Annotated in this window: 21 protein-coding genes, 1 tRNA gene, 3 pseudogenes, 1 riboswitch and 1 other annotated feature; of the genes and pseudogenes, 20 read left to right on the top strand and 5 right to left on the bottom strand. The window is 42.5% G+C overall.

Features of this window, described 5'->3' with window-relative positions; all coding sequences use genetic code 11:
• The first annotated feature begins 3 nt into the window (after positions 1 to 3).
• A complete protein-coding gene (locus AC1EKL_RS07145; RefSeq protein WP_480189335.1) occupies positions 4 to 801 on the top strand; it encodes an alpha/beta hydrolase in 798 nt (265 codons plus the stop codon).
• A gap of 44 nt (positions 802 to 845) precedes the next feature.
• Here the strand turns inward: AC1EKL_RS07145 and AC1EKL_RS07140 are convergent, their stop codons facing one another.
• Together AC1EKL_RS07140 and AC1EKL_RS07135 are read right to left on the bottom strand one after the other, a co-directional pair.
• Positions 846 to 2,198 carry an APC family permease gene (locus tag AC1EKL_RS07140; protein ID WP_480189334.1) on the bottom strand — a complete coding sequence of 451 codons (1,353 nt, stop codon included), beginning with the start codon at positions 2,196 to 2,198 and terminating at the stop codon, positions 846 to 848.
• A gap of 103 nt (positions 2,199 to 2,301) precedes the next feature.
• The gene (locus AC1EKL_RS07135; protein ID WP_480189333.1) at positions 2,302 to 2,856 is read right to left on the bottom strand and encodes a folate family ECF transporter S component; all 555 of its coding nucleotides are present in this window, start codon (positions 2,854 to 2,856) and stop codon (positions 2,302 to 2,304) included.
• Positions 2,857 to 2,912: 56 nt separating this feature from the next.
• A riboswitch (THF riboswitch) is annotated at positions 2,913 to 3,006 on the bottom strand.
• Positions 3,007 to 3,121: 115 nt separating this feature from the next.
• Here AC1EKL_RS07135 and yaaA point away from each other — a divergent pair.
• From yaaA to AC1EKL_RS07105, 6 genes and pseudogenes are all read left to right on the top strand, one after another.
• Entirely contained in the window at positions 3,122 to 3,868 is a 747-nt protein-coding gene (gene yaaA / locus AC1EKL_RS07130; protein ID WP_480189332.1) for a peroxide stress protein YaaA, read from the top strand.
• Between the two features lie 67 nt (positions 3,869 to 3,935).
• The gene (locus AC1EKL_RS07125) at positions 3,936 to 4,529 is read left to right on the top strand and encodes a DUF4767 domain-containing protein (RefSeq protein WP_480189331.1); all 594 of its coding nucleotides are present in this window, start codon (positions 3,936 to 3,938) and stop codon (positions 4,527 to 4,529) included.
• A gap of 97 nt (positions 4,530 to 4,626) precedes the next feature.
• Positions 4,627 to 5,295, top strand: coding sequence for a type 1 glutamine amidotransferase (locus tag AC1EKL_RS07120; RefSeq protein WP_480189330.1), 669 nt, complete (start codon positions 4,627 to 4,629; stop codon positions 5,293 to 5,295).
• A 94-nt stretch (positions 5,296 to 5,389) separates the two neighbouring features.
• Positions 5,390 to 6,058, top strand: coding sequence for a serine dehydratase beta chain (locus AC1EKL_RS07115; protein WP_480190260.1), 669 nt, complete (start codon positions 5,390 to 5,392; stop codon positions 6,056 to 6,058).
• Between the two features lie 10 nt (positions 6,059 to 6,068).
• Positions 6,069 to 6,951 (top strand): annotated as a pseudogene (sdaAA, locus tag AC1EKL_RS07110) (L-serine ammonia-lyase, iron-sulfur-dependent, subunit alpha).
• 11 nt (positions 6,952 to 6,962) lie between these two features.
• A pseudogene (locus AC1EKL_RS07105) lies at positions 6,963 to 7,277 on the top strand (metal-sulfur cluster assembly factor).
• A gap of 33 nt (positions 7,278 to 7,310) precedes the next feature.
• On the opposite strand, the gene AC1EKL_RS07100 reads toward AC1EKL_RS07105, so the two are convergent.
• On the bottom strand, positions 7,311 to 8,639 hold the full coding sequence (locus AC1EKL_RS07100) for a M20/M25/M40 family metallo-hydrolase (protein ID WP_480189328.1): 1,329 nt from the start codon (positions 8,637 to 8,639) through the stop codon (positions 7,311 to 7,313).
• 344 nt (positions 8,640 to 8,983) lie between these two features.
• Positions 8,984 to 9,322, bottom strand: a complete 339-nt coding sequence (locus tag AC1EKL_RS07095; RefSeq protein ID WP_480189327.1) for a HesB/YadR/YfhF family protein — start codon at positions 9,320 to 9,322, stop codon at positions 8,984 to 8,986.
• 117 nt (positions 9,323 to 9,439) lie between these two features.
• Here AC1EKL_RS07095 and AC1EKL_RS07090 point away from each other — a divergent pair, with 117 nt between their 5' ends.
• From AC1EKL_RS07090 to AC1EKL_RS07070, 5 genes and pseudogenes are all read left to right on the top strand, one after another.
• Entirely contained in the window at positions 9,440 to 10,300 is an 861-nt protein-coding gene (locus AC1EKL_RS07090) for an alpha/beta hydrolase (RefSeq protein WP_480189326.1), read from the top strand.
• 139 nt (positions 10,301 to 10,439) lie between these two features.
• Entirely contained in the window at positions 10,440 to 11,609 is a 1,170-nt protein-coding gene (locus AC1EKL_RS07085) for an MFS transporter (RefSeq protein WP_006917250.1), read from the top strand.
• Between the two features lie 91 nt (positions 11,610 to 11,700).
• Positions 11,701 to 12,234: a nucleoside 2-deoxyribosyltransferase gene (locus tag AC1EKL_RS07080; protein ID WP_480189325.1), complete on the top strand. Its 534-nt coding sequence runs from the start codon at positions 11,701 to 11,703 to the stop codon at positions 12,232 to 12,234.
• Positions 12,235 to 12,288: 54 nt separating this feature from the next.
• Positions 12,289 to 12,535: a binding site (T-box leader), on the top strand.
• A 62-nt stretch (positions 12,536 to 12,597) separates the two neighbouring features.
• Complete coding sequence (asnA, locus tag AC1EKL_RS07075) at positions 12,598 to 13,611, top strand: aspartate--ammonia ligase (RefSeq protein WP_480189324.1); 1,014 nt, start codon at positions 12,598 to 12,600, stop codon at positions 13,609 to 13,611.
• Positions 13,612 to 13,859: 248 nt separating this feature from the next.
• A pseudogene (locus tag AC1EKL_RS07070) lies at positions 13,860 to 15,203 on the top strand (glutamate--cysteine ligase).
• Positions 15,204 to 15,315: 112 nt separating this feature from the next.
• Here the strand turns inward: AC1EKL_RS07070 and AC1EKL_RS07065 are convergent.
• The gene (locus AC1EKL_RS07065) at positions 15,316 to 16,050 is read right to left on the bottom strand and encodes a gamma-glutamyl-gamma-aminobutyrate hydrolase family protein (protein ID WP_480189323.1); all 735 of its coding nucleotides are present in this window, start codon (positions 16,048 to 16,050) and stop codon (positions 15,316 to 15,318) included.
• 126 nt (positions 16,051 to 16,176) lie between these two features.
• On the opposite strand from AC1EKL_RS07065, the gene AC1EKL_RS07060 reads away from it, so the two are divergent.
• From AC1EKL_RS07060 to AC1EKL_RS07025, 8 genes are all read left to right on the top strand, one after another.
• Entirely contained in the window at positions 16,177 to 16,770 is a 594-nt protein-coding gene (locus tag AC1EKL_RS07060; RefSeq protein WP_480189322.1) for a phosphatase PAP2 family protein, read from the top strand.
• A 3-nt stretch (positions 16,771 to 16,773) separates the two neighbouring features.
• Positions 16,774 to 17,289: a hypothetical protein gene (locus AC1EKL_RS07055; RefSeq protein WP_480189321.1), complete on the top strand. Its 516-nt coding sequence runs from the start codon at positions 16,774 to 16,776 to the stop codon at positions 17,287 to 17,289.
• Between the two features lie 13 nt (positions 17,290 to 17,302).
• Positions 17,303 to 18,556 carry a D-alanyl-D-alanine carboxypeptidase family protein gene (locus AC1EKL_RS07050; protein WP_480189320.1) on the top strand — a complete coding sequence of 418 codons (1,254 nt, stop codon included), beginning with the start codon at positions 17,303 to 17,305 and terminating at the stop codon, positions 18,554 to 18,556.
• A gap of 89 nt (positions 18,557 to 18,645) precedes the next feature.
• The gene (locus AC1EKL_RS07045) at positions 18,646 to 19,668 is read left to right on the top strand and encodes an Rpn family recombination-promoting nuclease/putative transposase (RefSeq protein WP_480189319.1); all 1,023 of its coding nucleotides are present in this window, start codon (positions 18,646 to 18,648) and stop codon (positions 19,666 to 19,668) included.
• Positions 19,669 to 19,763: 95 nt separating this feature from the next.
• Positions 19,764 to 19,837, top strand: a tRNA-Thr gene (locus AC1EKL_RS07040).
• A gap of 204 nt (positions 19,838 to 20,041) precedes the next feature.
• Positions 20,042 to 22,612 carry a YSIRK-type signal peptide-containing protein gene (locus AC1EKL_RS07035; protein ID WP_480190064.1) on the top strand — a complete coding sequence of 857 codons (2,571 nt, stop codon included), beginning with the start codon at positions 20,042 to 20,044 and terminating at the stop codon, positions 22,610 to 22,612.
• Positions 22,581 to 23,861: a hypothetical protein gene (locus AC1EKL_RS07030; protein ID WP_480189317.1), complete on the top strand. Its 1,281-nt coding sequence runs from the start codon at positions 22,581 to 22,583 to the stop codon at positions 23,859 to 23,861. Before AC1EKL_RS07035 ends, AC1EKL_RS07030 begins: the two co-directional genes overlap by 32 nt.
• On the top strand, positions 23,822 to 24,799 hold the full coding sequence (locus AC1EKL_RS07025; RefSeq protein ID WP_480189316.1) for an LPXTG cell wall anchor domain-containing protein: 978 nt from the start codon (positions 23,822 to 23,824) through the stop codon (positions 24,797 to 24,799). The genes AC1EKL_RS07030 and AC1EKL_RS07025 overlap by 40 nt, the downstream gene beginning before the upstream one ends.
• Positions 24,800 to 25,082 lie beyond the last annotated feature (283 nt).

Here is a 25,082-nt window from a genome sequence, read left to right as displayed (position 1 = left end):
GAGATGATGAAAAAAGGATCGTTAATTGGAATTGTCGCAGCTGTGATCGTACTGCTTGGTGGTGGTGTAGCGTTCGCTAAGCAACAAGCTGCTAAGCAGTGGGTTAACTCGACAACACCAACCATTTTTATTCATGGTTACGGTAGTAGCTATCATGCCGAAGAGTCGATGGTAAAGGCTGCTCAAAAGGCCGGAGTAACAAAGAATGTGGCTCTAGCACGAGTTGATAAAAACGGGCAAGTCAAAATTTCCGGCGATAAGATCGCGGGACAACGTAACCCAATCGTAGAAGTTAATTTAGCCAATAATAAACAATCAGATATGGCTGAAGGCGCGAAGTACATTCGCAATGTTATTCAAGCATTACAAAAGCGGGACCACATTACGAAATATAATTTTGTGGCGCACTCCATGGGTAACATGGACGCCTTCAGTTACTTAAATGACTATGGTACGCAGTCTGGAATGCCAGAGCTGAAGAAACAAGTAGTCATTGCCGGTGGTGGTTTATCTGGTTGGACACGTGACAGTGCCAACGTTGAAAAGATGCGCTCGCATATGGATAACTTAAAAAATGTTTACCCGCATGCGGATGTCCTCGTCATTGGAGGTAACACTGGTAATGGGTCAGATGGACGGGTACCAAATGCGGCAACGCGTTCAGTCCGGGAGATGCTCGGTGACCGGCCAGCTTCATTCCGAATTAAGATGTTTGAAGGTAAGCAGTATACGCACAGTGGCTTGCATGAAAATAAACAAGTCTTTAAGTTGATTAATAATTTCCTTTGGAAAAAGAACTAAATAATCAGGGGTCTGAAACCGATTAAGCTTCAGACCCCTTTTAGTTATTCATTATTTTTCAAATCTTCAAGGAAATCTAAATGTTTCTGCACGAACTTTGGATCGACATCAATGAAGAAGTAAGCGGCCGCAGATGCGAGAGCAACGAAAGCACCAAGTAATAGTGTTTTAGCAGTAAAGTTTGTGACCATATAGCAGGAAACTAACAGAGCAAATGCAGGAATTAAATATTTCCCGGGTAATGAAAAACCATGGTTAGGAAATTCATTTGAATGTTTGAACTTAATTACCGCGAGGATTGATGGAACATACTGGATAAAGGAAGCTAGAACAGTACAGTTAACCAGGAAAAGGTAGCTTTGGGTACAGAAGAGGAGACAAATAATAGCGGTTACCCAGATTCCAGTGACTGGAGCATCGTGCTGGTTCTTTTTTCCAAAAACCTTTGTAATCATACCGTGTTCATTGGCGAGTGAAGCTACTAATGACGGCGTATTAAATGATGCACTGAAGGCCACGCCAAAGATACTAATGAGCATTCCACAGATAATGAGGTAAAAGCCCCATTTACCAACGCCCATCCCAAAGGTATTCGCTAACGGGGTGGAAAAACCACCGAGTTTTTGACCAGCGATACCGACGGCGACAAGCATCATTAAGGCATCAAGAATGGTAACACTAACCATGACTGCAATGAGGACCCGTGGAATATTCTTTTCCGGATTATTCATTTGCTTGGCCGCAATTGGTAAAAATGAAAAGCCCGTAAATAGGTAGAAAATTGGGGTAAAGGCGGCACCAAAGTGTTTCATAAACGGTAAGGGACCCTTGAGCGCCGCAGTTGGAATTACCGGATTGAAGTGCGTAACGTGGATACAAAACGCGCCAATTAAAATAAAGACGAGGAGTGTTAAAATTTTGGCCGCTGCGGAAATATTGTTAACGGCTTTTACTAAACTGCGACCAAAATAATTAATGATCGAAAATAGTAAAATGAGGACGATTACCGAGCCAGCGTAGACCCATCGGTTGTCAAAAACTGGTAAGAAACTTTTGAGAGTTGTTAGCAGCGCCACAATTTCTGCAGATAGGGTACAACAACCGAAGAACCAAGTAAAAATTCCCAATTCGTATCCGGTAAAACGACCAAAAGCATTGTAGCCGTAAAACCATGCAGCGCCAGATCCTTTAAAGCGGCTGGCTAAATCAGCGTAGCAAAGCGCAATTAACGAAACGGTAACTGCTGTACACAAGAGGACCCCGACTGAAGCAAGGTTCATATCACGATAAATAACTGCGGGTAACAGGAATGTTCCTGAACCGATAACACCATTAATACCAAGAAAGTAGATCGAAATAAAGGGCAGCTTTTTTGGTGTTGATTGAGATTTCATCATCAAAACACCTCTGATTTAAAATTAGACACCCTCATTATAGTCATCAAATATTGATTCGTTAATTAAAAACCAGGATCGCGCTCTAGGCAATCCTGGTTTTTAATTATTTTGGTAATTGGTTTAATCGCGTTCGGCTAAAGGCACGCAGGACAATTAGAACGATTAAACTTTCTATTGGCCAAGTGATGACTTCTTTTGGCAGTCGAATTGCGAGTAACGCAGTGAAGGCCCGGCTTGTTGAGCCAGCATTCAGGCTCATGATGTAGATCCAGAGCGTAGTAAAAATTACATTCGTAATCAAAATCTGGAAGAATTCATAAACAAATACGCGTTGCCACGTTAGTTGTTGCTGATAAAGAAACATTCCGGCAATCACGCCTGAAATAAAGGCCGAAAAAGTAAACCCGGGAAAGAAAAGACTACCGGTATTAAGAACGGTATTACTGATTAAATCATTAATGATCATTACCATTCCGCCCATCCAAGGACCCAAACAATAGCCAACTAGTGCGGTTGCGATAAAGCCCAGCCCGATTTTTAAAACGGCTGGGTCACCAACTGATAGTTTGCCGAGAATTACTTCCAAAGCCGTTAACATCGCGGCAAGTGTTAAATGACGAGTGGTCCACCTGGGACCAGAAAATGATAGAATTGACATGGTCAAACATCCTCCCTGAAGATTAATTTGTTAGGGAACACATTGACGATTGGTCGAGTGGTGAATGCGGAACCACAAGGCAGCCGAAGCCTTCTTCCACCGTTCACATTCCGTTCCGGTGGACAGTAACCCAGTCGTTCCTACCCTAACACCCGTTAACATATCCTATAAGCAAACATTATGCAATAGTAATTTTATATAATTAACGATTTCACAATCTTTATTGGCTAATTACAGAAAAATAGTTCGAAAAAAGGAGCAAATAATGCAAATTATCATTTCACCCGCGCGGCGTATGCAGACGGATACGGATTCATTCCCGGTTGCTGGCCAGCCGCAGTATTTGAATAAGACCAAGCAAATTCTCGAATACCTTCAGCAATTATCATATCCCGAAATTCGTAAATTATGGTGGAACTGTAGTGAGCGGATTGCCCGTCCTAATTATGAATGGGTTCATCAAATGAACCTCCAGGAGAATTTAACTCCAGCTATCATTGCATTTACCGGGTTGCAGTACCAATACATGGCACCCGACGTTTTCACGGATACCGAATTAGAATATGTTCAGGAACATCTGAAGATTATGTCAGGTTTTTATGGGATGTTGCGTCCGTTTGATGGCATTGTTCATTACCGACTGGGGATGGGCGATCGTGCTCAGGTTGCCGGTACCCAAAATTTGTACCAGTTCTGGGGTACCCAACTTGCGGATGACCTTTACCGTCAGGATCAGTTAGTTATTAATCTGGCATCGCAGGAGTATAGTAAAGCGATCCAACCATTTGCCATTGGAAAGCGGCAGTTGGTTACTTGTCGGTTTGTGGAAATAATTAATGGGCGACCAAAGCAAAAAGCAACTTTAGCTAAAATGGCGCGGGGCAATATGGTCCGTTTTTTAGCCAGACAAAATGCGACAACTCTTGATCAGGTGCGTCAGTTTAACCTTGGATATCAGTATGATTCAGCACTGTCGACCACTGATTTAATCACTTTCGTGAAAAATAAATAAAGTGGCAGGTTGAAAATTTTCTAAAATCATTAATAATAAATAAAGATAATTGGGAGGAGTTTTATGAATGAAAAAACTAGGTTTAGGCGCTGTGGCAATTTGTTTAGGTGTTTTATTATCAGGGTGTGGGCAACAAAGTTCACCAACTAACCACCGTAATCCGGCAACTGAAAGCAGTTCGCCAACCCAGGCCAGTCAAAGTTCCGTCACCGCTGGTCAAGAAAATGCTAGTGAACAAACGGGAGAACATCAAAATAGTTCATTATGGAATGGTGCTAAAGATCGCCAATTAGAAGAGTTTATTAATTCGTGGGCACCCACGATGCACCAGTCGTACCAAAAGTATGATGGCAGTAACCAGCTGCACGTGTCCGTTGGTGGTAATTATCCGAGCGACTTAAAGCGCGAAATTACCCCAGATGGTGGATCAATCGGCTGGGCGCCGTCTGGTAAGGGGCCTTACGACTACAATGTGGTTGCCATTTATAACTACGATGGGACGGAACCACCACTTCCGAATCGGATTACCTATTTCTTTGCCTTTCATCATGGTAAACCAGTGGCGTTAGTGGACCAGAGTCGGGATGGAGATCCGCGCTGTCATCCAACTGCCAATACTGATGTGGCTAGCAATTTTACCCGAATTGCGGATGGTAAGTAGCTATTTACAAAATCATGATTTGTAGTAAAATAACGTCAATCTTAGGTATGTGCAGGCGAAACCTATGCCAACTTTGCCGTTGATGGAAAGGAATACTATGAGAATCAACGTTTTGCAGCACACCCCAAATGAAGGACCAGGTTCCATTCAAGAATGGTCACATGCGCGTGGTCATGAGATGTATGTTTATCATCCAGCTCAGTTTCATAAGTTACCGATGGCGGATCAGACTGACATGCTAGTCATTTTAGGTGGACCAATGAGTCCGAATGATGATGACGAATGGATCCACCAAGAACGGTCTCTGATCCGTCAATTACATGCTCAGCAGACGCCAATATTCGGAGCATGTTTTGGTGCACAGCAAATTTCCAAGGCGTTTGGTGGCCAGGTTGGCGCGGCGCCACATAAGGAAGTCGGTTGGGCACTACTATACCGGAAGTCGACCGTGATTGAGGGAATACCGGAACAACTAACGGCGCTTCATTGGCATCAGGAAATGTTTTCCATTCCCGATGGAGCAGAGTTACTCTTTTCTAGTGACTTAGTTACTAATCAGGGCTTTGTCCTTGATAATATGGTGGGCCTTCAATTTCATTTTGAGCCACTGGCGGATAATGTTCGCGAGATTGTTGTCAACGATGGTGAATATGCACTTGATCATAATGACCTGCATCAAACACCGGCCGAGATTATCGACCATGGGGTGCCAGCTGAGAATCAACGGGTAATGTTTACCATTCTCGATTATCTTTCGCATCAATAAAAAATGGACCGTGATTAATTGTAAATCATGGTCCATTTTTGTTTTAAAACGCTTTATAATTAGGGTATGAAATCATTAAAGGAGCAATAAAATTATGAGCGGTAACTACCGGAGCGTGTTTGACATTATCGGTCCGATTATGGTTGGCCCCTCTAGTTCGCACACTTCAGGGGCAGTGGCGATTGGTAAGGCGGCGCGAACAATCTTTCAAGAGCTACCGAAAAAGGTGACAGTTCACTATTATGAATCATTTGCGCAAACCCATCGGGGGCACGGGACCGATTTTGCGATCGCTGCTGGGATCATGGGCTTTCCACCGGATGATGCCCGAGTTCCGATGGCGCCAGAATTAGCTAAAAAAGCTGGAATTGATATTCGTTTTGTCGAAGAGCAGGGCCCTAGTCCCATCCAACACCCGAATATTGCGATTCTAGATCTCTCCGATGGTGCACATCACAACACGCAGGTTGGTGGATGTTCAGTTGGTGGCGGTGCGATTGAAATTCGCTCGATCAAAGTTCAAGGGGTCGAATTACATCCTACTGGTCCACTACCGATTGTGTTATATCTTGATCGGGATAAAAATAAACCGTTAGTGAATGGTCTTGCTAAGATGCTGGACCAGAGTGCCAAACTAAAAAAACGGCAGACTAAGCTGGTTCATGATGGCGAACTGTATGAATTTGACATGTTTAAGTATCTGAAACCGCAACAAATTGCCGAACTGAAGGAAAAGTTCAAGGGCATTGTTTGTCTAAAGTAGGAGCAATGTGATGTTTGATAGTATTAAAGAAATGGTCGATGCGGCCAACGAAAGTGGTAAGCCGCTGTCTGAGTTAGTGATTGAGACAGAAGTCGCAAATTCAGGTGTACCACGGACTGAAGTTTGGGATAAAATGAAGCGCAATTTAAATACGATGCGCCAAGCGGTCACAAAGGGTGAAACCGGCGAAGGAGTTCATTCACCAACAGGATTGACCGGTGGTGAAGCAGTTAAGATTCGTGAATACCGAAAGCACCATCGGACCCTATCTGGAGATACGATGATGGGTGCGGTTCAGGCTGCCATGGCGACCAGTGAAGTTAATGCATCGCTGGGCGTTATTTGTGCGACACCAACAGCAGGATCAGCCGGAACTTTGCCGGGCGTAATTGAAGCATTACAGGAACGGCTCGATTTAGATGAAGCGGCCTTGATTCGATTTTTATTTACCGCCGGGGGCCTTGGCTTGGTGATTGCTAACCACGCCGGCATTGCCGGAGCAACAGATGGATGCCAAGCAGAAGTTGGTAGTGCGTCAGCAATGGGGGCAGCCGCAGCTGTGGAAGCAGCGGGTGGTACTCCTCAGCAGAGCGCGGAGGCCCTTTCGATTGCGATTAGCAATTTACTTGGCTTAGTATGTGATCCCATTGCGGGACTTGTTGAAATTCCGTGTGTGAAGCGGAATGCGATTGGGACTGCCAATGCACTGGTTGCTGCCGATTTAGCCCTGGCCGGGTGCGTTAGTAAAATTCCTGCGGATGAGTGCATCATGGCGTTGGATAAGGTAGGTAAGCAAATGCCAACATCACTGCGCGAAACAGGGATAGGTGGCTTAGCTGGGACCCCCAACTGGTCAAGCGATTAAGGCTAAAATCTTTGGTCACGATGCTTAGTGGTGGTTGGTATGCGAACACCAGAAATTATTAAGAATGATATTGTTGCTGAATTAGCCACCGTCATTGATCCTGAACTAGGGATGGACATTGACAATATGGGCTTTGTTTACTGAATTGATTTGGATGATGACGGGATTTGTTTGGTGGAATTAACGCTCGAAATTCTCGGTTGCCCGTTAACTGGGATCTTAGCAAAGTTAGTTAAGGAAGCTGTGCTGCGGGTTCCGGAAGTAAAGAACGTGGACGTTGAGTTTATCACGACTCCGCGGTGGACGCGGGATCGGATGACAGATTATGCTAAATTAACGTTGGGCGTATATTAAAAAGGAGTTGGGCGGTTTTACGCCCAACTCCTTTTAAAGTTGCTGCAACACCCGATCTAGCAGGCTGACTGCTTGCACTGCGTCATTCAATTTAATGTTTTCGTTAGCGCCGTGGGCCCGTGAATTAGCATTGCCAATTCCGAAGCCAAGTACCGGAAGACCTAAAAGACGGCCGAAGGCATATGCGGGACCGGCGCCGGCACTATTCAAGACATATTCGATGCCATCATCACCATAGATTGCCTTGGCGCTCTCGTTAACAAGTTTAACAAAGGGGTGTTGAACATCGCTACGGTATCCTGGCTGACCAACTAGATAGTTAACTTTAACATCCTCAAAGCCGTTTTTGACGAGCTGCTTGCGAACTAAGTCAGGAATTCTGGTTGGATCTTGACTAGGGGCCAAGCGGAAATCTAATTTAGCGGTAGCCAGCCGTGGCAGAACGGTTTTAACTCCGGCTTCTTGGTAGCCCGCGGAAATCCCTTCGATATTGATAGTGGGTTCATTAGCGAGGGCTTGCTTAGGTTTTGCCGTTAGAAGGGGCCGCGTTAACCCTTCTGCCTGTGCGACTTGGTCAGGATCAAAGTTCAATTGCTCGACAAAATCATTCTCAGCAGCAGTTAAAGCAGTGACGTCATCATAAAGTCCTTCAATCTTAATTTGTCCAGTCGTGTCGTCCCGGAGAGATGCTAACGCCTTGGTTAACCGCCATGGAGCTGATTCGGCGTAAGCAGCCTTGGAAGAGTGGAGGTCAGCGTTAGCCGTTGTGACGGCTAGTTCAATACAGGAGATGCCCTTGAGGCCACCAGTAATGGCTAATTGGCCGGCGGCGTTTTTTGCGCCTCCTTCCCAGATCACCGCGTCAGCTTGGAGTTGTTGCTGGTGAGCTTCAGTGTATTTGATTACGTGCCGGCTGCCAATTTCTTCTTCGCCTTCAACGTAGAATTTTACATTGACCGGTAAACCGCCGTGTTCTTGATAATACTTAAGCAGCGTGAGCCGGAAAATGAGTTCTCCCTTATCATCGTCGACGCCGCGGGCAAATCGGGTACCATCCTTGACAGTGGGTTCAAAAGGATCTGTTGCCCATTGATCCAGTGGTTCTGCCGGTTGGGTGTCATAGTGGTTGTAAAAAAGTACCGTCCGATCACTGTTACCGTTAAAATCGGCGAAGATGACCGGATTGCCACCTTGATCGGTCCACTTTTCAACGTGGTCCGCGCCCAATTGCTTAAATTGCTGAAAAATCCAGTCACTAGTTTCTGCAATACCGATATCTTGAGCGGCAATCGTCTTGAAACGTAAGAGATCACTGAAGTCTTGCCAATGGTTAAGAGTATATTCTTTTAATGATTCTGTCATGCTGGTTTCCTCCTTGAAATAAAAAAGCCCCACAAACTGCAGCTGCAATTTGCGGGACGTTGATTGACAACGTGTTACCACCCGAATTTAAGACGACTTCACAATCGCCTTCTTACTGAGTACCCAAATGGAGACTCGGCCGCGTTAACGGGCGGACCCGTGCTTAGTTAATGATTCGCTAGGCAACAATTACCAGACCATCTTCGTTAAGGCTGAGTGACCGCTTTTCATCAACCGCGGCTCGCTGGGCAATCAGGCCATTAATTACTCTTCTGGAAAATTTAGGATTTAAATTGTCATCATAATATTAAAAAAAGATGAGAAAGTCAACCGTTATTTTTAATTTACATCAAGTATTTTTCATAATTAATTGATGCACCAGCGACAGTGTCAGGACCACCTTGAAACTCAAAGGTGAGGCCGGCATCCGGTGAATAATCGATGTGGGTTTCTAAATTGGAGAAGAACCAGTCATCATCAAAGTTGACATGGTAATTAATCCCGTCTTTTTGAATTTCATAAATCGGCCGATCGGGATGGTTGTCTTTAGCAAACCCTTGCTTCGGACCATGTTCAGCGGGAATCTTGGTTGAAGCAGCAAAAAACTTAACACCGTCACCAGGCTTGAGAGCTAGCTCTTTAATTAACCATTGACTGGCGGCATCAGAAATTTTGATAATCATGAAAATTCTCCTTCCATAATTAAAATGAATGGTAAAATACTCAACAAGTATTTCACAACTAGGGTTTAATCTGGCTATAATATTAGCATATGAAAAGTAAATTGAGAGGGTGATTATATGGGAAAAACAAAGAAGTTTTCACTTATCATTACAGTTTTGGTAATTATCGTGGCGGCTTTGGCTGGTGTTCAAGCACATCAACGCCAGGTACGAGCGGCCAAGTATGTTGATAATCGGACCACCACGTTCTTCTTCCATGGTTGGGGAAGTAGTTACCGGGCAGAACGCCAGATGGCAAATGCTGCTAAGTCAGCTGGAGCTACCAATACAATCATTCGGGCAAACGTGGATAAGAATGGCAAGACTACCCTGCAGGGACGAATCACCAAGCAATCACGCAATCCAATCGTGGAAGTTAATTTTGCGGACAACCGTAGCATGAACTATGCCAAATGGGGTGACTATGCTGAATCAGCAGTGAAGGCCGTCCAAAAGAAATACCAAATTAAAAATATTAACTTAGTGGGTCATTCGATGGGAAACATTGCGATTATGTACTACTTGGTTAATAATGCTCAAAAGACTAACATGCCGACCGTTCGGCACCAGGTTGCCATTGCCGGCCATTTTGATGGTGGGATTGGCTTTGGTTATAACAAGAAGACGACGCTGGATAGTCAAGGCAAACCATCCATTATGGAAAAGCACTATCGCGACTTCTTACCACTCCGAAACACATACCCAACAACGTCGCGGGTGCTGAATATCGCTGGTGATCTGGATGATGGTTCCAAGTCAGATAGTCAAATTCCACTCAACTCGGCATTCTCTTTGAAATACTTAGTTGCTAACCGGGCTCGGTCTTATCAAGAAAAGACGATTCATGGCAAGATGGCCCAACACAGTAAACTACATGAAAACAAGCAAGTTGATAGGCTCTTAATTAACTTCTTGTGGGGAAAAACACAAAATAATTAATTGATCCAGATCCCGGATTTTCTGTTAAGGAAAGTACGGGATCTGCTTTTCATTAGTGTAAATTTCCCGTACAATGGATTGAGTGACTTTAAAAGAAAGGACGTCAGGGACGAAAAATTCGTCAGGCGAGGGCGAGAAAATGTCGAAATATCGAATGCAAGCAATCTTGTTTGTCTTTGTGGCTTTTATGCTGGGATGTAATGAATATATGATTGTCGGGGTGCTTCCCGATGTGGCCAGTGAATACCATAGTTCATTATCATCACTTGGTTATTTGGTCACAATGTTTGCAATTATCTATGCGGTGTTTACACCGATCATTACTTCATTGGCCAATCGGTGGCAACGTCACCATGTGTTGCTAACGCTGATGGTAATCTTCTTCATCGGAAATACGTGGACGGCGATGGCCACTAATTATACTTCGCTCCTGTTGTCACGGATGCTGACGGCATCGGTTGCCGGGGCCATCATTTCAATTGTCTTGGTGCTTGCCAGCTATGTTGCGCCGCGTGAAAAACGGGCCAGTTTGGTCTCATGGGTTTTTGCTGGGTTCAGTATTGCCTCCGTTATTGGGGTGCCATTAGGAACCGTTATTAGTCAGCGACTAACATGGCACGATAGTTTTTGGATGATCACTGTATTGACGATCGTTGTCTTCGGTCTCTTAGTTTGGTTAGTCCCACATAATACACCGCAAGTGGCGGGTCACCTGAGCGATCAATTTTCCCTTTTCCGGGACAAGCGTGTCGTGGTTGGATCGCTGTTTGTAATTACGGTTTGTGCGGCTGACTATACTTTCTATACTTATATCCGGCCGTTAATTACTAATTTGATGGGCTTTGATGATACGTGGCTGAACTGGATATTATTCATGATGGGGATTTTCTTCATTGTTGGTAACAAGTTTGGTGGTTATTTGGCAGATAATGGTGGGGTCCACCGTTTGCCATGGGTGTACGTCGTTATGACGGTATTGCTGCTTGGCTTGGCTCCAGCATTCCACATGAAATGGTTGGCGATCGCAATTGTCGCGGTTTTGTGTATTACCTTTGCCAGTTACGGGGCATCGACTCAGTTGATGTTCCTCGACATTGCCGAAAAGAATTACCCGCAATCCCTTGATTTGGCTTCATCGTTAAACTCGATTTTTGCCAATATTGGGATTTCGTTGGGGTCCTTAGCGGCTGCGGAAACTGTTCGCTTCTCTTCACTAGGGAACGTTGGTAACGTTGGGGCCGTCTTTGGAATTTTGGCAATCTTATTAATTACTTTTGTTGGTCGCCATTATCAAGTAGAGCGACGTTGATCGACAGTCGACCAATTAATGGTCGGCTGTTTAAGTAGTGTGGCCTATGCTAAAATAATTGTTCAAACACAAATTATTGGAGGAAGAGTTCATGGAAACAACAGTCACTTTGGCTGGAAAGCAATACGTTGATGTTACGGCAAATGAGACGATTGCTCCAGTGCGAGCTTACATTCAATGCTCATGGTTTAGCCCAGAAGAAATTAAGTTTATGGAGGAAGGGTTAACTGCTTTAGGGAAGAACCCGACCGTCTCTTTAAAATATAGTCATCATCCGCTCAGTCACCAATTTAATGATATTAACGTGAATGAGCACCCAGAAGTGATGGATGATTTAACCTGGCAGCAAAATACCTATCAGATGGACATGCACGCAATGTACGGTAACGACATGGGAATTGGTTTTTTTATGCCAAGTAAGCCGGACGTTGGTCAAGCTTATGAACAAGGGGTGCTATATGCATTGCACAAGCCAAATGTGGTGGTGGTTCCTGATGATGAGATGACCATCCCCTTGAACTTAATGGTGGGGTGTGGGAATACCCAGATTATTAAAATGAGCGAAGTCGCTGAATTTGATTTTCATGATGTCGTCTTTAAACCCTACCAGGGAAAAGTTTTTTAGAAAATGCTTGCCTTTTTTGAAAAATGGTTTATATTATTTACTAACAAGTTAATTAAAAAAACGATTAGAAAGACGAGTAAATATTAACATTCGTTTAGTGAGCTAAGGATAGTGCAAACTTAGCCGACCCTGTAATATTGAAAAACCCTTTCCAAGTTGCTAACCCAAATGGTCACCAAAGTAGGCTTAGTCGTCTCCAGCACGTTACCGCTGGTTGAGTATGTTAGTACTCGAATGAAGTGGTCTAGTGCAAACTAGATAACTTGGGTGGCACCGCGGAAAGAAGCCTTTCGTCCCATGATTGCAGGGACGGAAGGCTTTTTATTTGCGCCCCGATTTAGCAATATGAAGGAGTGCATAATAATGACAGAGTTAATTATTCCTAAGGACTATGATCCACGGTTGTCCATTCGCGAAACTGAAGCAGCGATTCGCTACATTCGGGAAACATTCCAAGATGAATTTGGTAAGGAACTGAACTTGCAACGGATGTCGGCACCAATGTTTGTAGAAAAGAGTACGGGTTTAAACGACAACCTGAATGGGGTGGAAAAGCCAGTTTCTTTCACAATGAAGTCATTACCAGATGAGATCATTGAAATTGTTCATTCTTTAGCTAAGTGGAAACGACTGGCGTTAAAACGGTACGGATTCGGCATGCATGAGGGCCTTTATACCAACATGAACGCCATTCGTAAGGACGAAGATCTGGATAACTTCCATTCTATTTACGTTGACCAGTGGGACTGGGAAAAGGTTATTGCTAAAGAAGAACGGACTGAAGAAACGCTCAAGGCCACGGTAAGAAAAATTTTCAAAGTAATCAAACATATGGAGCACGAAGTCTGGTATAAATTTCCCCAAGCGGTTTACCACTTGCCAGATGAAATCCATTTTGTGACGACCCAAGAGTTAGAAGATCGTTGGCCAGATTTAACGCCAATGGAACGCGAAGATCGGATCGCTAAAGAATTAGGGTGTGTCTTCGTGATGAAAATCGGCGATAAATTAAAGCGGTCTGGGAAGCCACATGATGGCCGAGCACCAGATTATGATGACTGGGCATTGAACGGTGACATCATTTTCTGGTATGAACCGTTGCAACGCAAACTGGAAATTTCTAGTATGGGGATTCGGGTCAGCCCTGAATCAATGAAGTATCAGCTAGAGCAAGCAGGGGCCGTAGATCGAGAACAATTACCATTCCATAAAATGCTTTTAAACGGTGAATTACCATACACGATTGGTGGTGGAATCGGTCAATCCCGGCTCTGCATGTTATTGCTTGGCAAGGCACACGTTGGCGAAGTGCAAGCAAGTATTTGGCCAGAAGAAATGCGCGACAAATGTGCAGCGGCAGGCATCCAATTACTGTAAACCAGTGGTTGGGTGGTCGGGTTTGAATTTTTTATTAATAACAATGACTGCTAACGGTTTTGTCACAATTCCTACTTCACACTTTTAGTTAGCAGCATCGGAATAAATAAGCAATGGGACTCGAGAGTTCGGCTTTGGCGAACGCTGGGTCCCATTTGTGCGTATTGGGGTTAGTGAAACATTTGCCAACTGCAAAAATTAGAGTATAATGATAAAAATTAAAAAAATCTAATTAAGTAGGTGGTGCTATGTTTAGCAAAGTTGGACAACTAATCTTTCAAAATGAAGCAGTCGCGCAAACTGCTGATTTTACAATGGGCATTGAAATTGAAATGGACCGGATTGATAGTCAAGGAAATCTTAGTCAAGAACCTTATCCAGCTAGCATTGGTGATGAAAAAACCAACCCATGGATGACCAATGACTTTTTAGAAGTGATGTCTGAAACGGTCACTCCAGCAGCCGATTATGCCCTGGAAGCGATGCACTATCTCTACGCATTAAACACCACGCTCCGCAATGCGTTGGCGCCCGGAGAACTATTGTGGCCACTTTCAATGCCACCCCGGTTACCAAAGGATAAATCAAAGCTAGTGTTAGCGAAGATGGGTCCCAAAAAGGAAGCCTATTTACATGAGTGGGTCAAACGACACGGCTATTCGCAAGGGACGCCGTGTGGTGTTCACATTAATTTGAGTATTAAACCACACATTGTGGACTTGGTCCGCAAGCAGCTACCAGATCGTTTTCCAGATGAACGTTCCGCGATGAATTATCTGTATACGGTGGTGGCCCAAGGTTTTGTGCGCTATCGGTGGTTATTGACTTACTTATTTGGGGCGAGTCCAGTCGCGGAAGCTAATTATTTGGAACCCAATCAGAAACTGGCCCACCCAATGCGAAGTATGCGACAAAGTTCATACGGATTTGGGACTAAATTCCGGGGTGATTTTACTAATCTCGATCGCTATGTGGCCCGGATCGAAGAATGGGTTAAGGAAGGAATCTTGACCTCGGATTATGAATTTCACGGTCCAGTCCGTTTTAAAGGTAACGCAGAGTTAAAACGGCTGCATAAAGAGGGAATTAAGTATGTCGAATTGCGGATGTTAGATCTTGATCCGACGACTGCGGTCGGGGTGAAGACGGTGACGTTAAGGTTTATTCGGTTATTAGCTAGTTATTTCATTATGCATCCAGCAATGCCGGAAGCGGAAGTAGACGATGTTTTGAAACAAGCTGATGAACGAAACCGGATAGTGGCGGAAGAAGATCCACAAGAAAAGACACAATACCAGGCAACGGCTCTGGCAATGATTAAGCGTTTGGCGCAATACGCTAACCAAATTCAATTAGGACCGGAATATACGGAAATTTTAGATGAATTGGAAGATCGGATTTTGAATCCACTGATGACTCCAAGTGGCCAGTTAATGAACTATGTTCAAGATGGCTCACTAGAGGCGTACGCATTACAACGGGCCAAGCGATAACAAGAGGCAGCGCTAGAAAGCCTTCATCCGTTCCATGGATTTGAAGATGGTAAGATTTATACGACGAAAGAATTAAAAGCAGCGTTGGATGCACTATAATCAGAAAGCGGCAGCCCAGTTTGGACCGCCGCTTTTTACTATTCAAATAAAGCTTTTATTTCATCATCGGAAAGGTGAAATTGTTGCTTGATTTTTTGTTGTAATTGATTTTTTAGTTTCGTTCAGCCACCTTCGTAGCCCGTGCCACGAGGTCGTGGAAGATGTTTTGGGCCACTTGGTCGTGCTTGTACATGTTTTCGGGGTGCCATTGAACCGCTAGAATTTGATCGCTGTCAACGGATTCCACGGCTTCAATCACTTGGTCGTCTGCCGTTGCCGTGACCTTTAACGATGGAGCCAGTTGATTCAGACTTTGGTGGTGACGGGAATTAACGTATGGACGGTCACCAGCTAGTTGCTGAATCCGACTACCGGCAACTGTTGTAACGTGGTGGGTTGGTAAGTTACCCGGTGCCTTTTGTGAATGTAACAGCTCAGCGTAGGGGTTTTCTGCCATGTCTTGGTAGACGGTACCGCCTAAACCGATATTAATCAGTTGCATTCCTCGACAAATCCCCATCACAGCTTTACCCGACTTAACGGCTTCCTTTAATAATTGGAGTTCAGATAAGTCACGTTTCCGGTAGGTCATTCCTAGACCAGGATGGGGCTCTTCACCATAGAAGGTGGGGTCGATATCCTCACCGCCCGCGAAAATGATGCCGTCAAACTGATCGACATAGTTTTTTGCTAATTCCGGCGGTACACTAGGTACGATGATTGGAAGAGCATGTGATTTAATGAGAGCTTCAATAATAGGACGGGGTGCAAACGATGCATCACGTTCGTTAATGATATTGGTGGCCTCAGTTAATGTGTCAGCAGAAATTGCAATTCGTGGAATCATACGCCTCATCCTCTCATCTAAATTTAATAATAATAAAATACCATAAATTACCAGACTTTGTATAGAATCAATACTCAAATTCCGGAAACTTTGGTACACTAATGAAGTTACGGTAAAGGTGGTGGAATGATGCATCCGCAATTAACGATTGGCTGGCTATTGCAACTACTGATGACGGGATTAATCTTTGGCAGTTTATGCTGGGGGATTCGTTATTCGCCACAGTTTAGTTTAGTTGAAGAACGGCTGCAGCATCGGATCATTCGACAGCAAAACAATTGGTGGTGGCAGCTGGTTGCCACCGTTTTTGACCCTAAGACCTTGGTCATGTGGGATTTTTTGCTTGCGGGTTTATTGGTGGTGCAGGGACGCTCGCTTCGAGCAATTTATGTTTTAGTAATGCTGGCCTCTGTCGATGCATTTGGTATTTGGATAAAACATCATCTCAAACGACAACGACCAGCAACATTTGGTAAGTCTACCCCTACGTATAGTTTTCCTAGTGGCCATACGTTAGGAACTACCATGATGACGCTGATGATCGGAATGCTATTCCCAAACTTACTGATTCGTAGTTTAGTATTATTGGGCTGGCTTTTGGTAATCGGCTGCCGACTGACTCTCCATGCTCATTATCCATCAGACGTGCTCGGCGCAGTTGTGTTAGCTTATGGCTGGTGGATTGGTGGCGAGTTGTTATACATATTGATAACGAGGTAAAAAATGATGGAAGCACGTTTAATTCAATTTCACATTAGTCCACAGGTTAAGCAGCCTGCTGATCAAACGAAACAGCAGCTAACGCAAAATGGTTTTAACCTTGAATTTGTGGCTAAGAATAAGTACATTTCAGAAGATATGCGAGGTGTTCCGCAGTTTCGCCGTGAATTGCGGCATAAGATGCAACACATTGTCGATCAATTTAATGAATACTATCAGTGGAATATTGATAAGACTTCTGAAATGGAGGCAAACACGGAAAACTTCGGGGCGTTAGAAAACCTCAATGATGCCGCTAAGTATTTGGTTAGTCTGCTTAAGAACGACTTTTTGGTACCGGACGAATTGGAATTAACTGCAATCCACTTAGTTGGTGATTTCAACGTATATAACCCGGGAAATAATACGAAGTTAAAGAAGAATGCGGCGAAGATTCGCCAAGAGTCACTCGAACGGTTCCGGGCGAGCCAGCAACCCCGGCCAATGCCAGCACCCATGAACATGGGTCCGCAAAAGTAAGAGGAGGATTATTTTGAAGAAACGATTAATGCAGTTAGGGCTACTGCTTGCAACATTCGTGATGGTTTTCAGCTGCTTCACAGCGGCCTTTACTTCAACGGCCCAGGCTGATCAAACTAAGTTAGAAGCCAAAGCGGCTATTACGATGGATGCGCAAACTGGTCAGATCCTGTTTCAACAAAATGCTAATCAGAAATTAGCGGTGGCTTCATGTACCAAAATTTTAACCTTAGCGGTGATTGAGCAAGACATTGCGGATGGAAAGCTGAGTTGGAATCAAAAAATCAAGATCAATCGTAAGGTTGCTAAAACGTCAACGGACTGGCACTTTTCTAATGTGGAGTTAAAAGCCGGGCATCGTTATACGGTTCGTTCATTGTGCGAATCAATGATGATTGTGTCGGCGGATGGTAGTGCGGAAGCCTTGGCATTAGCTTCAGCCGGCAGTACCGCAGCCTTTAATAAAAAAATGCAGGCAGTGGCCAAAAAGGCTGGTGTTCATGATGCTAAAATTTATAATATGATCGGGTTATCAAATGGTGAGCTTGGCTCTAATGGGATCAAAGGTGTCTCTAAGAAAGCGGAGAATGCCTTTTCAGCTAAGGATATGGCGTTGATTAGCCGGTATTTAGTAACTAAGTATCCGGATGCATTGAATATCACTAAGGCCACGAACGTTGAGTTTAAAGTCGATGATAAGCAAAGTTATAATATGCTGAATATCAACGGAATGTTGCCTAATAATGGAAATGCACCGAAAAATGGCACGATGGATGGCTTGAAGACGGGGTCAACGGATAAAGCCGGTAACTGTTTTGTGGGGACTGGAATTTTCAATAATCGCCGACTAATCACGGTCGTATTGGGAACCGATATTCATGATTATAGTAAGCAGTTTAAAGAAACTAACAAGATGTTGGAAGCCGTTCAAGGTGCTTACCAACCGGTAACTTTGAAACAACTTAGTGATTTGAAAAAACTCACTAATCAAGTGCGGGTTGCGCATGGTAAGCGTAAGACGGTAAAGATTGGTTTGAAACAAACAGCAGCATTGTGGTTGCCAAAGGGAAGCAAGATCAATCAATTTAGTGGACAATTAACTTTGGCAAAGGGCAAACGGACCATTGGGAAACACAAGCTTCGTGCGCCATTGAAGAAGGGCGAAACGGTTGGTCAAATTAAGATGACTCCGATTACGGGCCAGCCAAGTTTGCAACTACCAGTGGTGAGTCAACAAAATGTCACTAAAAAATCATTAATGAATTAATTTTAAGGGAGACCAGATGAATTGGTCTCCCTTTTACGTCTTTAAATAATGGGCAGCAGAGTCTGCACTAATTATTTGGAGGATAATTAATGAAGCGAGAGACGCAGTTAACACAGTATGAACAGTTACGGAAGAAATGGGAATCACTTGGAATTGCGAGCGATGTGATGTTTGGAATGGTGATGCAGAAAAAGGAGTTATGTTTGGAACTAATTCAACGCGCTGTTCCTGAACTGAAGGTCCAAAAAAATGAATTTCACCAACATCAGTATACGGTGGATGGGCCATTAGACTCACGAGGATCACGATTTGATATTTATGCTCGTGATGATCAAGGGCGGATTTTCATGATTGAAATGCAGGTAGCAAACCATCATAATTTGCCGTATCGATTACGGTATTATTTGCGGCAGTCTGATTTTGATATTTTGAATCCAGGGGACGGTTTTGAGAAACTGGCGGCTTATCCTACGTACGTTATCATTTTCTGTGATTTTGATTATTATGGTAAGGGACGGGTCCGTTACCAATTTGAAAATCGTGATTCTCTAGACCATGATTTGAAGGCAGGAGACGGTCTTCATGAAATTATTTTTAATGCCAAAGCTGCAGTAATTCATGATAAGATGAAAATAAAGAGTTTTCTTCAATTAATGGAAAATAAGGTTAATTTAAGAGACCCATTTGTGGTTAAAATTATGGAAACGATGCGAGAGATTAAAGCAGATCCAGAAAGGAGAAGGTGCTTTATGACATACGAGATGAATCTAGCGGATGCGCGAGCCGCGGGTCGTGAACGGGGACTTGAAGAAGGAATCGCAGAAGGTCGTAAGGAAGGCATAACAGAGGGCCATAAGCAAGGCATGGTGGAAGGTCATAAGCAAGGAATGGCGGAGGGTCATAAACAAGGCATGGCAGAGGGTCATAAACAAGGGATGGCAGAAGGCCATAAGCAAGGAGTTGTGGAAGGTCGCAAAGAAGGGTTAACGGAAGCCGCGAAGAAGACAGCAGCAATATTGAAAAAGTATGAACCAAATCATAATGAGGCGGTTCATACATTGATGAATCAATTCGATTTATCCGCCGCGGAAGCTGAAGCCTACCTTAAATAATTAAAGTAACGTCCTGGATGAAATGCCATTCAGGACGTTTTTCAGATCGCTGATCAATCTTGATGACGGTTGACTAAATCAGTTATACTAACAGTGCCATCTTAGCTCAGCTAGGTAGAGCACATCCATGGTAAGGATGAGGTCGTCGGTTCGAACCCGATAGATGGCTTACAAATATAGTTATAACGTTTGTTATTGATAATCACTTGTCAGTATCAAACGCTTTTTTATTTAATGTTAAAAGTGAAAAACAATGACAATTAAACAAATAATTCTAATTCAATGAATAACTTAATAACCAATTAAAAAAGGGCTACAATAAGAATGTTAATAATAATTATAAAGATTATTTTTTATGTTAGGGGCTTTAGTAATGTTATCAAAGAATAATTCTAAAGAACAAAGTTTACGTAATCAATCGCGTAAACAGCGGTTTACTATTCGAAAACTAACGGTTGGGGTAGCTTCTGTTCTCATTGGTTTTACATTTATGGGACTGAATACTATTAAGGCAGACACCACAACTGCTGAACCTAGTGAAATGATTTTCCAAAAGAATTCCACTGAGACAATTGACAATGATCCGAAAACTGCAAATATAGACGATAACCAAACTAAAACCGATGATTTAATAAATAACTCTAAGTTTTCATCAAATAATAATGCAATGGACTCTTCGAAGACAAACAGTGGTTCTACTACTGCTGCTACATCTTCTAACGATCAATCATTAACTACTAAATTAAATTCGAATATTACTCCGGCCCACTTTACTGGAACAATTACAATGACTGATGCTGATAGTACAAGTCATGTATTTGGTAATCAAGACGGGATGACGAAAACTGCAACCATTACGTATCGGTTATCTAGTTGGGGAGGAGATTGGAAAGAAGTTAATGTTTCTTTTAAGGGAACTAGCCAATATATTATCTATATTCCTCAAGGTTTCACAACTGACAATTTAACATTAATGCAGGGTGGTAAAGCGCTTAGTGGTAACTATGTTCAATCGTTAGGGAAAATTGGTCCTAATGAAGAGCAGGCTTTTATAGTAACTCTTCCATGGATACCAGCTTATGTTTCATCCACTTGGATTACCGCTGTGGCGAAGTTAACAGTAGAAAATAGTGCTACGCAAAGTCAATATACTGCTTCTACTGATACCTTACTTCGCCCAGTTGCTAATGGTGCATTTGTTACTGGTAGTCAAATTGATACCGTAGAGCTCAATGGAACGAAGTATCAAGTTCTTCATTCTGTAACCGATGGAGGCAGTACTCAACCTAATACTTCAGTTTCCTATACCATCGGAAGTTATCAAGAAAAAGTTAACTTTACTGGGCAAGTTACTTTTGACAATGGCAATAGTAATAATTTTGGAACGAAATCTAATGATACTAAGTCAGCAAAGATTACATATACAATCCAAAATAATATTTCAGGTCAACAAGTTGATTATTACTATGGCTCTGGGGATTATCTAGTATTTATTCCTCAAGGGTTTAAAGCTAATTCGCTGGAGATTGATCCTAATTATAAATATAAGAATGATGTAACAATTATTGATCGTGGTTCGGTTGGTCCAAATGGTGAACAGGTATACGAAGTTAAAACCACAATTAAGCCTAATTGGAGCTTGCCACTAATATTAACTGCAGCCATCCAAGCTCAACCAGGCTATGAAGGTAAAAATTTTACGGTTTGGGGCGCAGATTTACTAAAGGTAATTTACGATAAAGATAATTACCAATCATCAACCGGTGAAAAAGTAAAGGTTGGTGGTGTTGAATATCCTGTTTTCAATGCAACCTATAATGCAGTAGTTTACCATTATGGCTTTCATGCAGATCAACCACAAACTTTTACAGGAACTACTCAATGGAGCGATGGTAATGATCAAAAGCTAACTAATTCGTCGACCTCTAAGATTAGCTATAAAATTCAAGGATATGGCGTTAGTGATCAACAGGCTAGTCTAGGCCAAGGACACTATCTGGTATATATTCCTCAAGGTTTTACTACTACCGGACTTAAAGTTGATACATCCCAATTTTATGGTAAGTCGAATTCTGACAATGTGAAAATTGAATCTTTAGGAACCGTTAACGGTCAACAAGCGTACTTGGTGACGGTAACTGAAAAGCCTGTCTGGGCTAATCCGCTCTATCTGACTGCTAATTTAACTGCTAATGCGGATGCTGGTGGTAGCTACAATTCTGGTTCATCTAAACTGATATATGCGATTGATGATAATGGGAATTTTGTTGGTAATCCACTTACGATAACTATTAATGGGATAACTTATTCTATTATCAAAACTGCTGCTACTACTAGTCAAAGCGATCCTACCAACCGGCCTCAAGAATACACCTATATGTTTCCTAATGTTGGTACTACTCCAATTAGTAGTAACGATTATACAATTACTAAAGTTAGTGGACGAGGGATCACAACTAACGATATATCTAAAGATTCAGGCTATGAACTATTAAATGTTAATGGTATGGTTTTTAAACGCGGTTCCATTAAAACTGGTTCATATTTGAATATTCAATGGGGATTACCGACTGCAGACGGATTAATCCCGTATGATAAAACACTTTCATCATCGGTACCAGTTATGTTCCACGGTAACCAAATTGGAACCATTTATAGTATGGGGACGGCTTATCGGCTTGTCTTTAATTCTAAAGCTGCTGAATTAAATCAAGATCGGGACTTAAGTGTTGATTTTAGCATTAAATGGAACAATGCTGGCTCACATACCCCATCAGCAAATACTGGCAACTTAGTTTACCGTTATACTAATGATCAATCACAGAATGGAAAACAATTTACGTTCACTCCAGCTAATGATATTCAAATTAATGGTACGGGTATAAATAGTTATAGTAGTGGTTTGCAGGTTAATGGAACCTACATATGGCTACCATTATGGTGAACAGGCATATATCCCAATTACCGCTTCTGCGCAAGTTTCAAAACGTTACTGGGAGACAAATACTGTTCCAGCTGCTGTTCCTAACTGGGGTTCTACATTTTATATCACCCCAAGCATCAGTGCGTTAGGTAAGGACTTTACCGTCACGATTGATGTCCCAGTTTTTGCAACAGATAGTGGAATTACTGTTAAGCCACATACGGAAAATAACCAAGATGCAGAAACAACGATCGCTAATAATATCAAAAAGGCAGAAGCTCCCAGAATTGATTTATCTAATACGGTAACTGGTACTAATGATATTTATCATGTTGCCACCTCCGTTCCTAACGATGTTGGGGTTAAAGTCACAATTAACCACGAAAATTACACAAATAGTGATGGTAAGAAACGAATAAAATATACCTTTCATATTGTAATGGATAGCGAAGCAGCCTTAAATGGCTCGTTAATTGATTTACTTGATGTATCTTCTCACTCACCATTTACCATTCCAGATGGTATCAAAACCTATCAAGAAGATAATGCTGCTGCAAACCAAATTACTAAGGGTTCGTATAGTGGTGTAAACACAGGGAACAAGAATTTACTAACAACACTAGAAAATGCTGGGTTATCTTCTGTATCTATTACGAGTGATAAGCTTACGACCCCAATTAAGAGCGAAAATTTACTATGGGGTGGTTTCACTGGGATTAATAATAATACTGATCTCAATATTTCTGGTAATTCGGGGAATGCTTCGCAACGTTCTGATGCTGAAATGTATAATCCGCAAGGGACTGCCATGTGGATATTTAGTGATGATGATCAAATCCTACAAAAGAGTTTGGAGGGGAATGCAGATTTCCGTCACGTTAGCCTTCGGTTCAGAAATGGTTTTGCACGGAGTGGTCAAGGAATTGATAATATGTATACGATTATCAAAGAATTACGTAAACAAGACCCAAACGCCATTCTTCGGGTTCATTGGGATTTAACAGGTCTCTTTTTGGGGAAGAAAACTGCTAACGTAACGATTACATATCCTGATGGTTCAACTGATATTACCAAAATGCAAGTCTTAGTATTGCAGGAACCTTATTTCATCAATCATTACCAAACACGCCCTGATGATAAGGAAACGACGGAGTATATAGATCCAACAAGCGTACTAGGAAACCTTGATAAGGATAATTCTAAGGCCCTGGGCCGTCCTGTTGATATCAAATGGACATCAAATGGACGGACGGACAAGGACCAGCGATAACTGCAGATACGCCATTAGGAATTTATCCTGAAAACGCCGCACGGGCGAGCGTTACTTATAATGACGATGGTTTGTCATTAGTTAGCTGGCCGAAGGATGGAGCCTTTATTTATACCGTTCCTACCATCTTTATTACGCATAATCTGCAGACGGATGTTTCTCGGGGACAGAAGCAGAGTACAATGATTGTTCAAGACCGGGTAACTAATCAAATCGACAGTGCAACGACCTTTGATCAGGATGGGCACCAATTACAAACTTATTTAAGGCAAACAGATGGGACTTTAAAGAGTGCTGATGGACTGGTTTATGGTCAGTTAGCAACATCAAAAGTAGCGGCTACCACTTCAAATTTGCAAAATTTGGTTAATTTGTCTGCTTTGAATCCAGCGGATTATACGTTAAGCTGGTCAATTTTACCGACTCGTGTGGGTAACCATTTACATGGTTTAGCAGCAGCTCAATTAGCACCAGCGATGTTTATTAACATTCCGGTTGATGTTCAATTACAAACTATGCCGAATGTACCGATTGATCAAAAGCCTGCCGAAACAGCTCATCAATCATCTGTAGTTGAACGGCCATCTAAGCATCCAGTAGTTGTGGATCAAGGTAATTCTCAATCTAAGCCTGATGAGACTTCAATACCAAAGAACTCGTTAACTGAGAATAATCAAATTAATACAGTTTATATAACGACACATCCGGTTGTGCGCCAAGATGACTTTCGATCTCAAACACAATCATCAACACCAGCAAAGGTATCAGTGATCGAAAATCATCGATACAATCCATCAATAACTTATTCGGTAAGTGATCACACAAAACGGTTACCACAGACAGGTCGAAAGGCGAATACTTCGTTAATTTTGTTTGGTATGGGTGGAATGCTAACATTAGCTAGTTTAGCTGAAATTCGGAAAAGAAAACTACATTAAAGTTTGTTGATAAAGATATAGCGTCTAGAGCTCAAAAAAGAACTCTAGACGCTATTTTTTAGTAATTCCCCATTGGGTAAATATTTAATCTGTTATCAGCTGACGCAACTTGGATTTCCTGATGTTTTAACGTTTCTTCTTCAAAAAATAAATAATTATTAAATTGCTTAATTGATATTTAGTAATCAAATGAAAAATAGTATGATATGAAGTGAACCCTGTAAGTTGGACACTTTAATTTAGACAACTTTTTCTAAGGTAAGATTTCGATATTCAATCGGAG

The organism is Limosilactobacillus sp. C0001E2, assembly GCF_056590915.1.
Note: the sequence above shows the minus strand (reverse complement) of the source record. Positions and strands in the feature narration are given on the sequence as shown.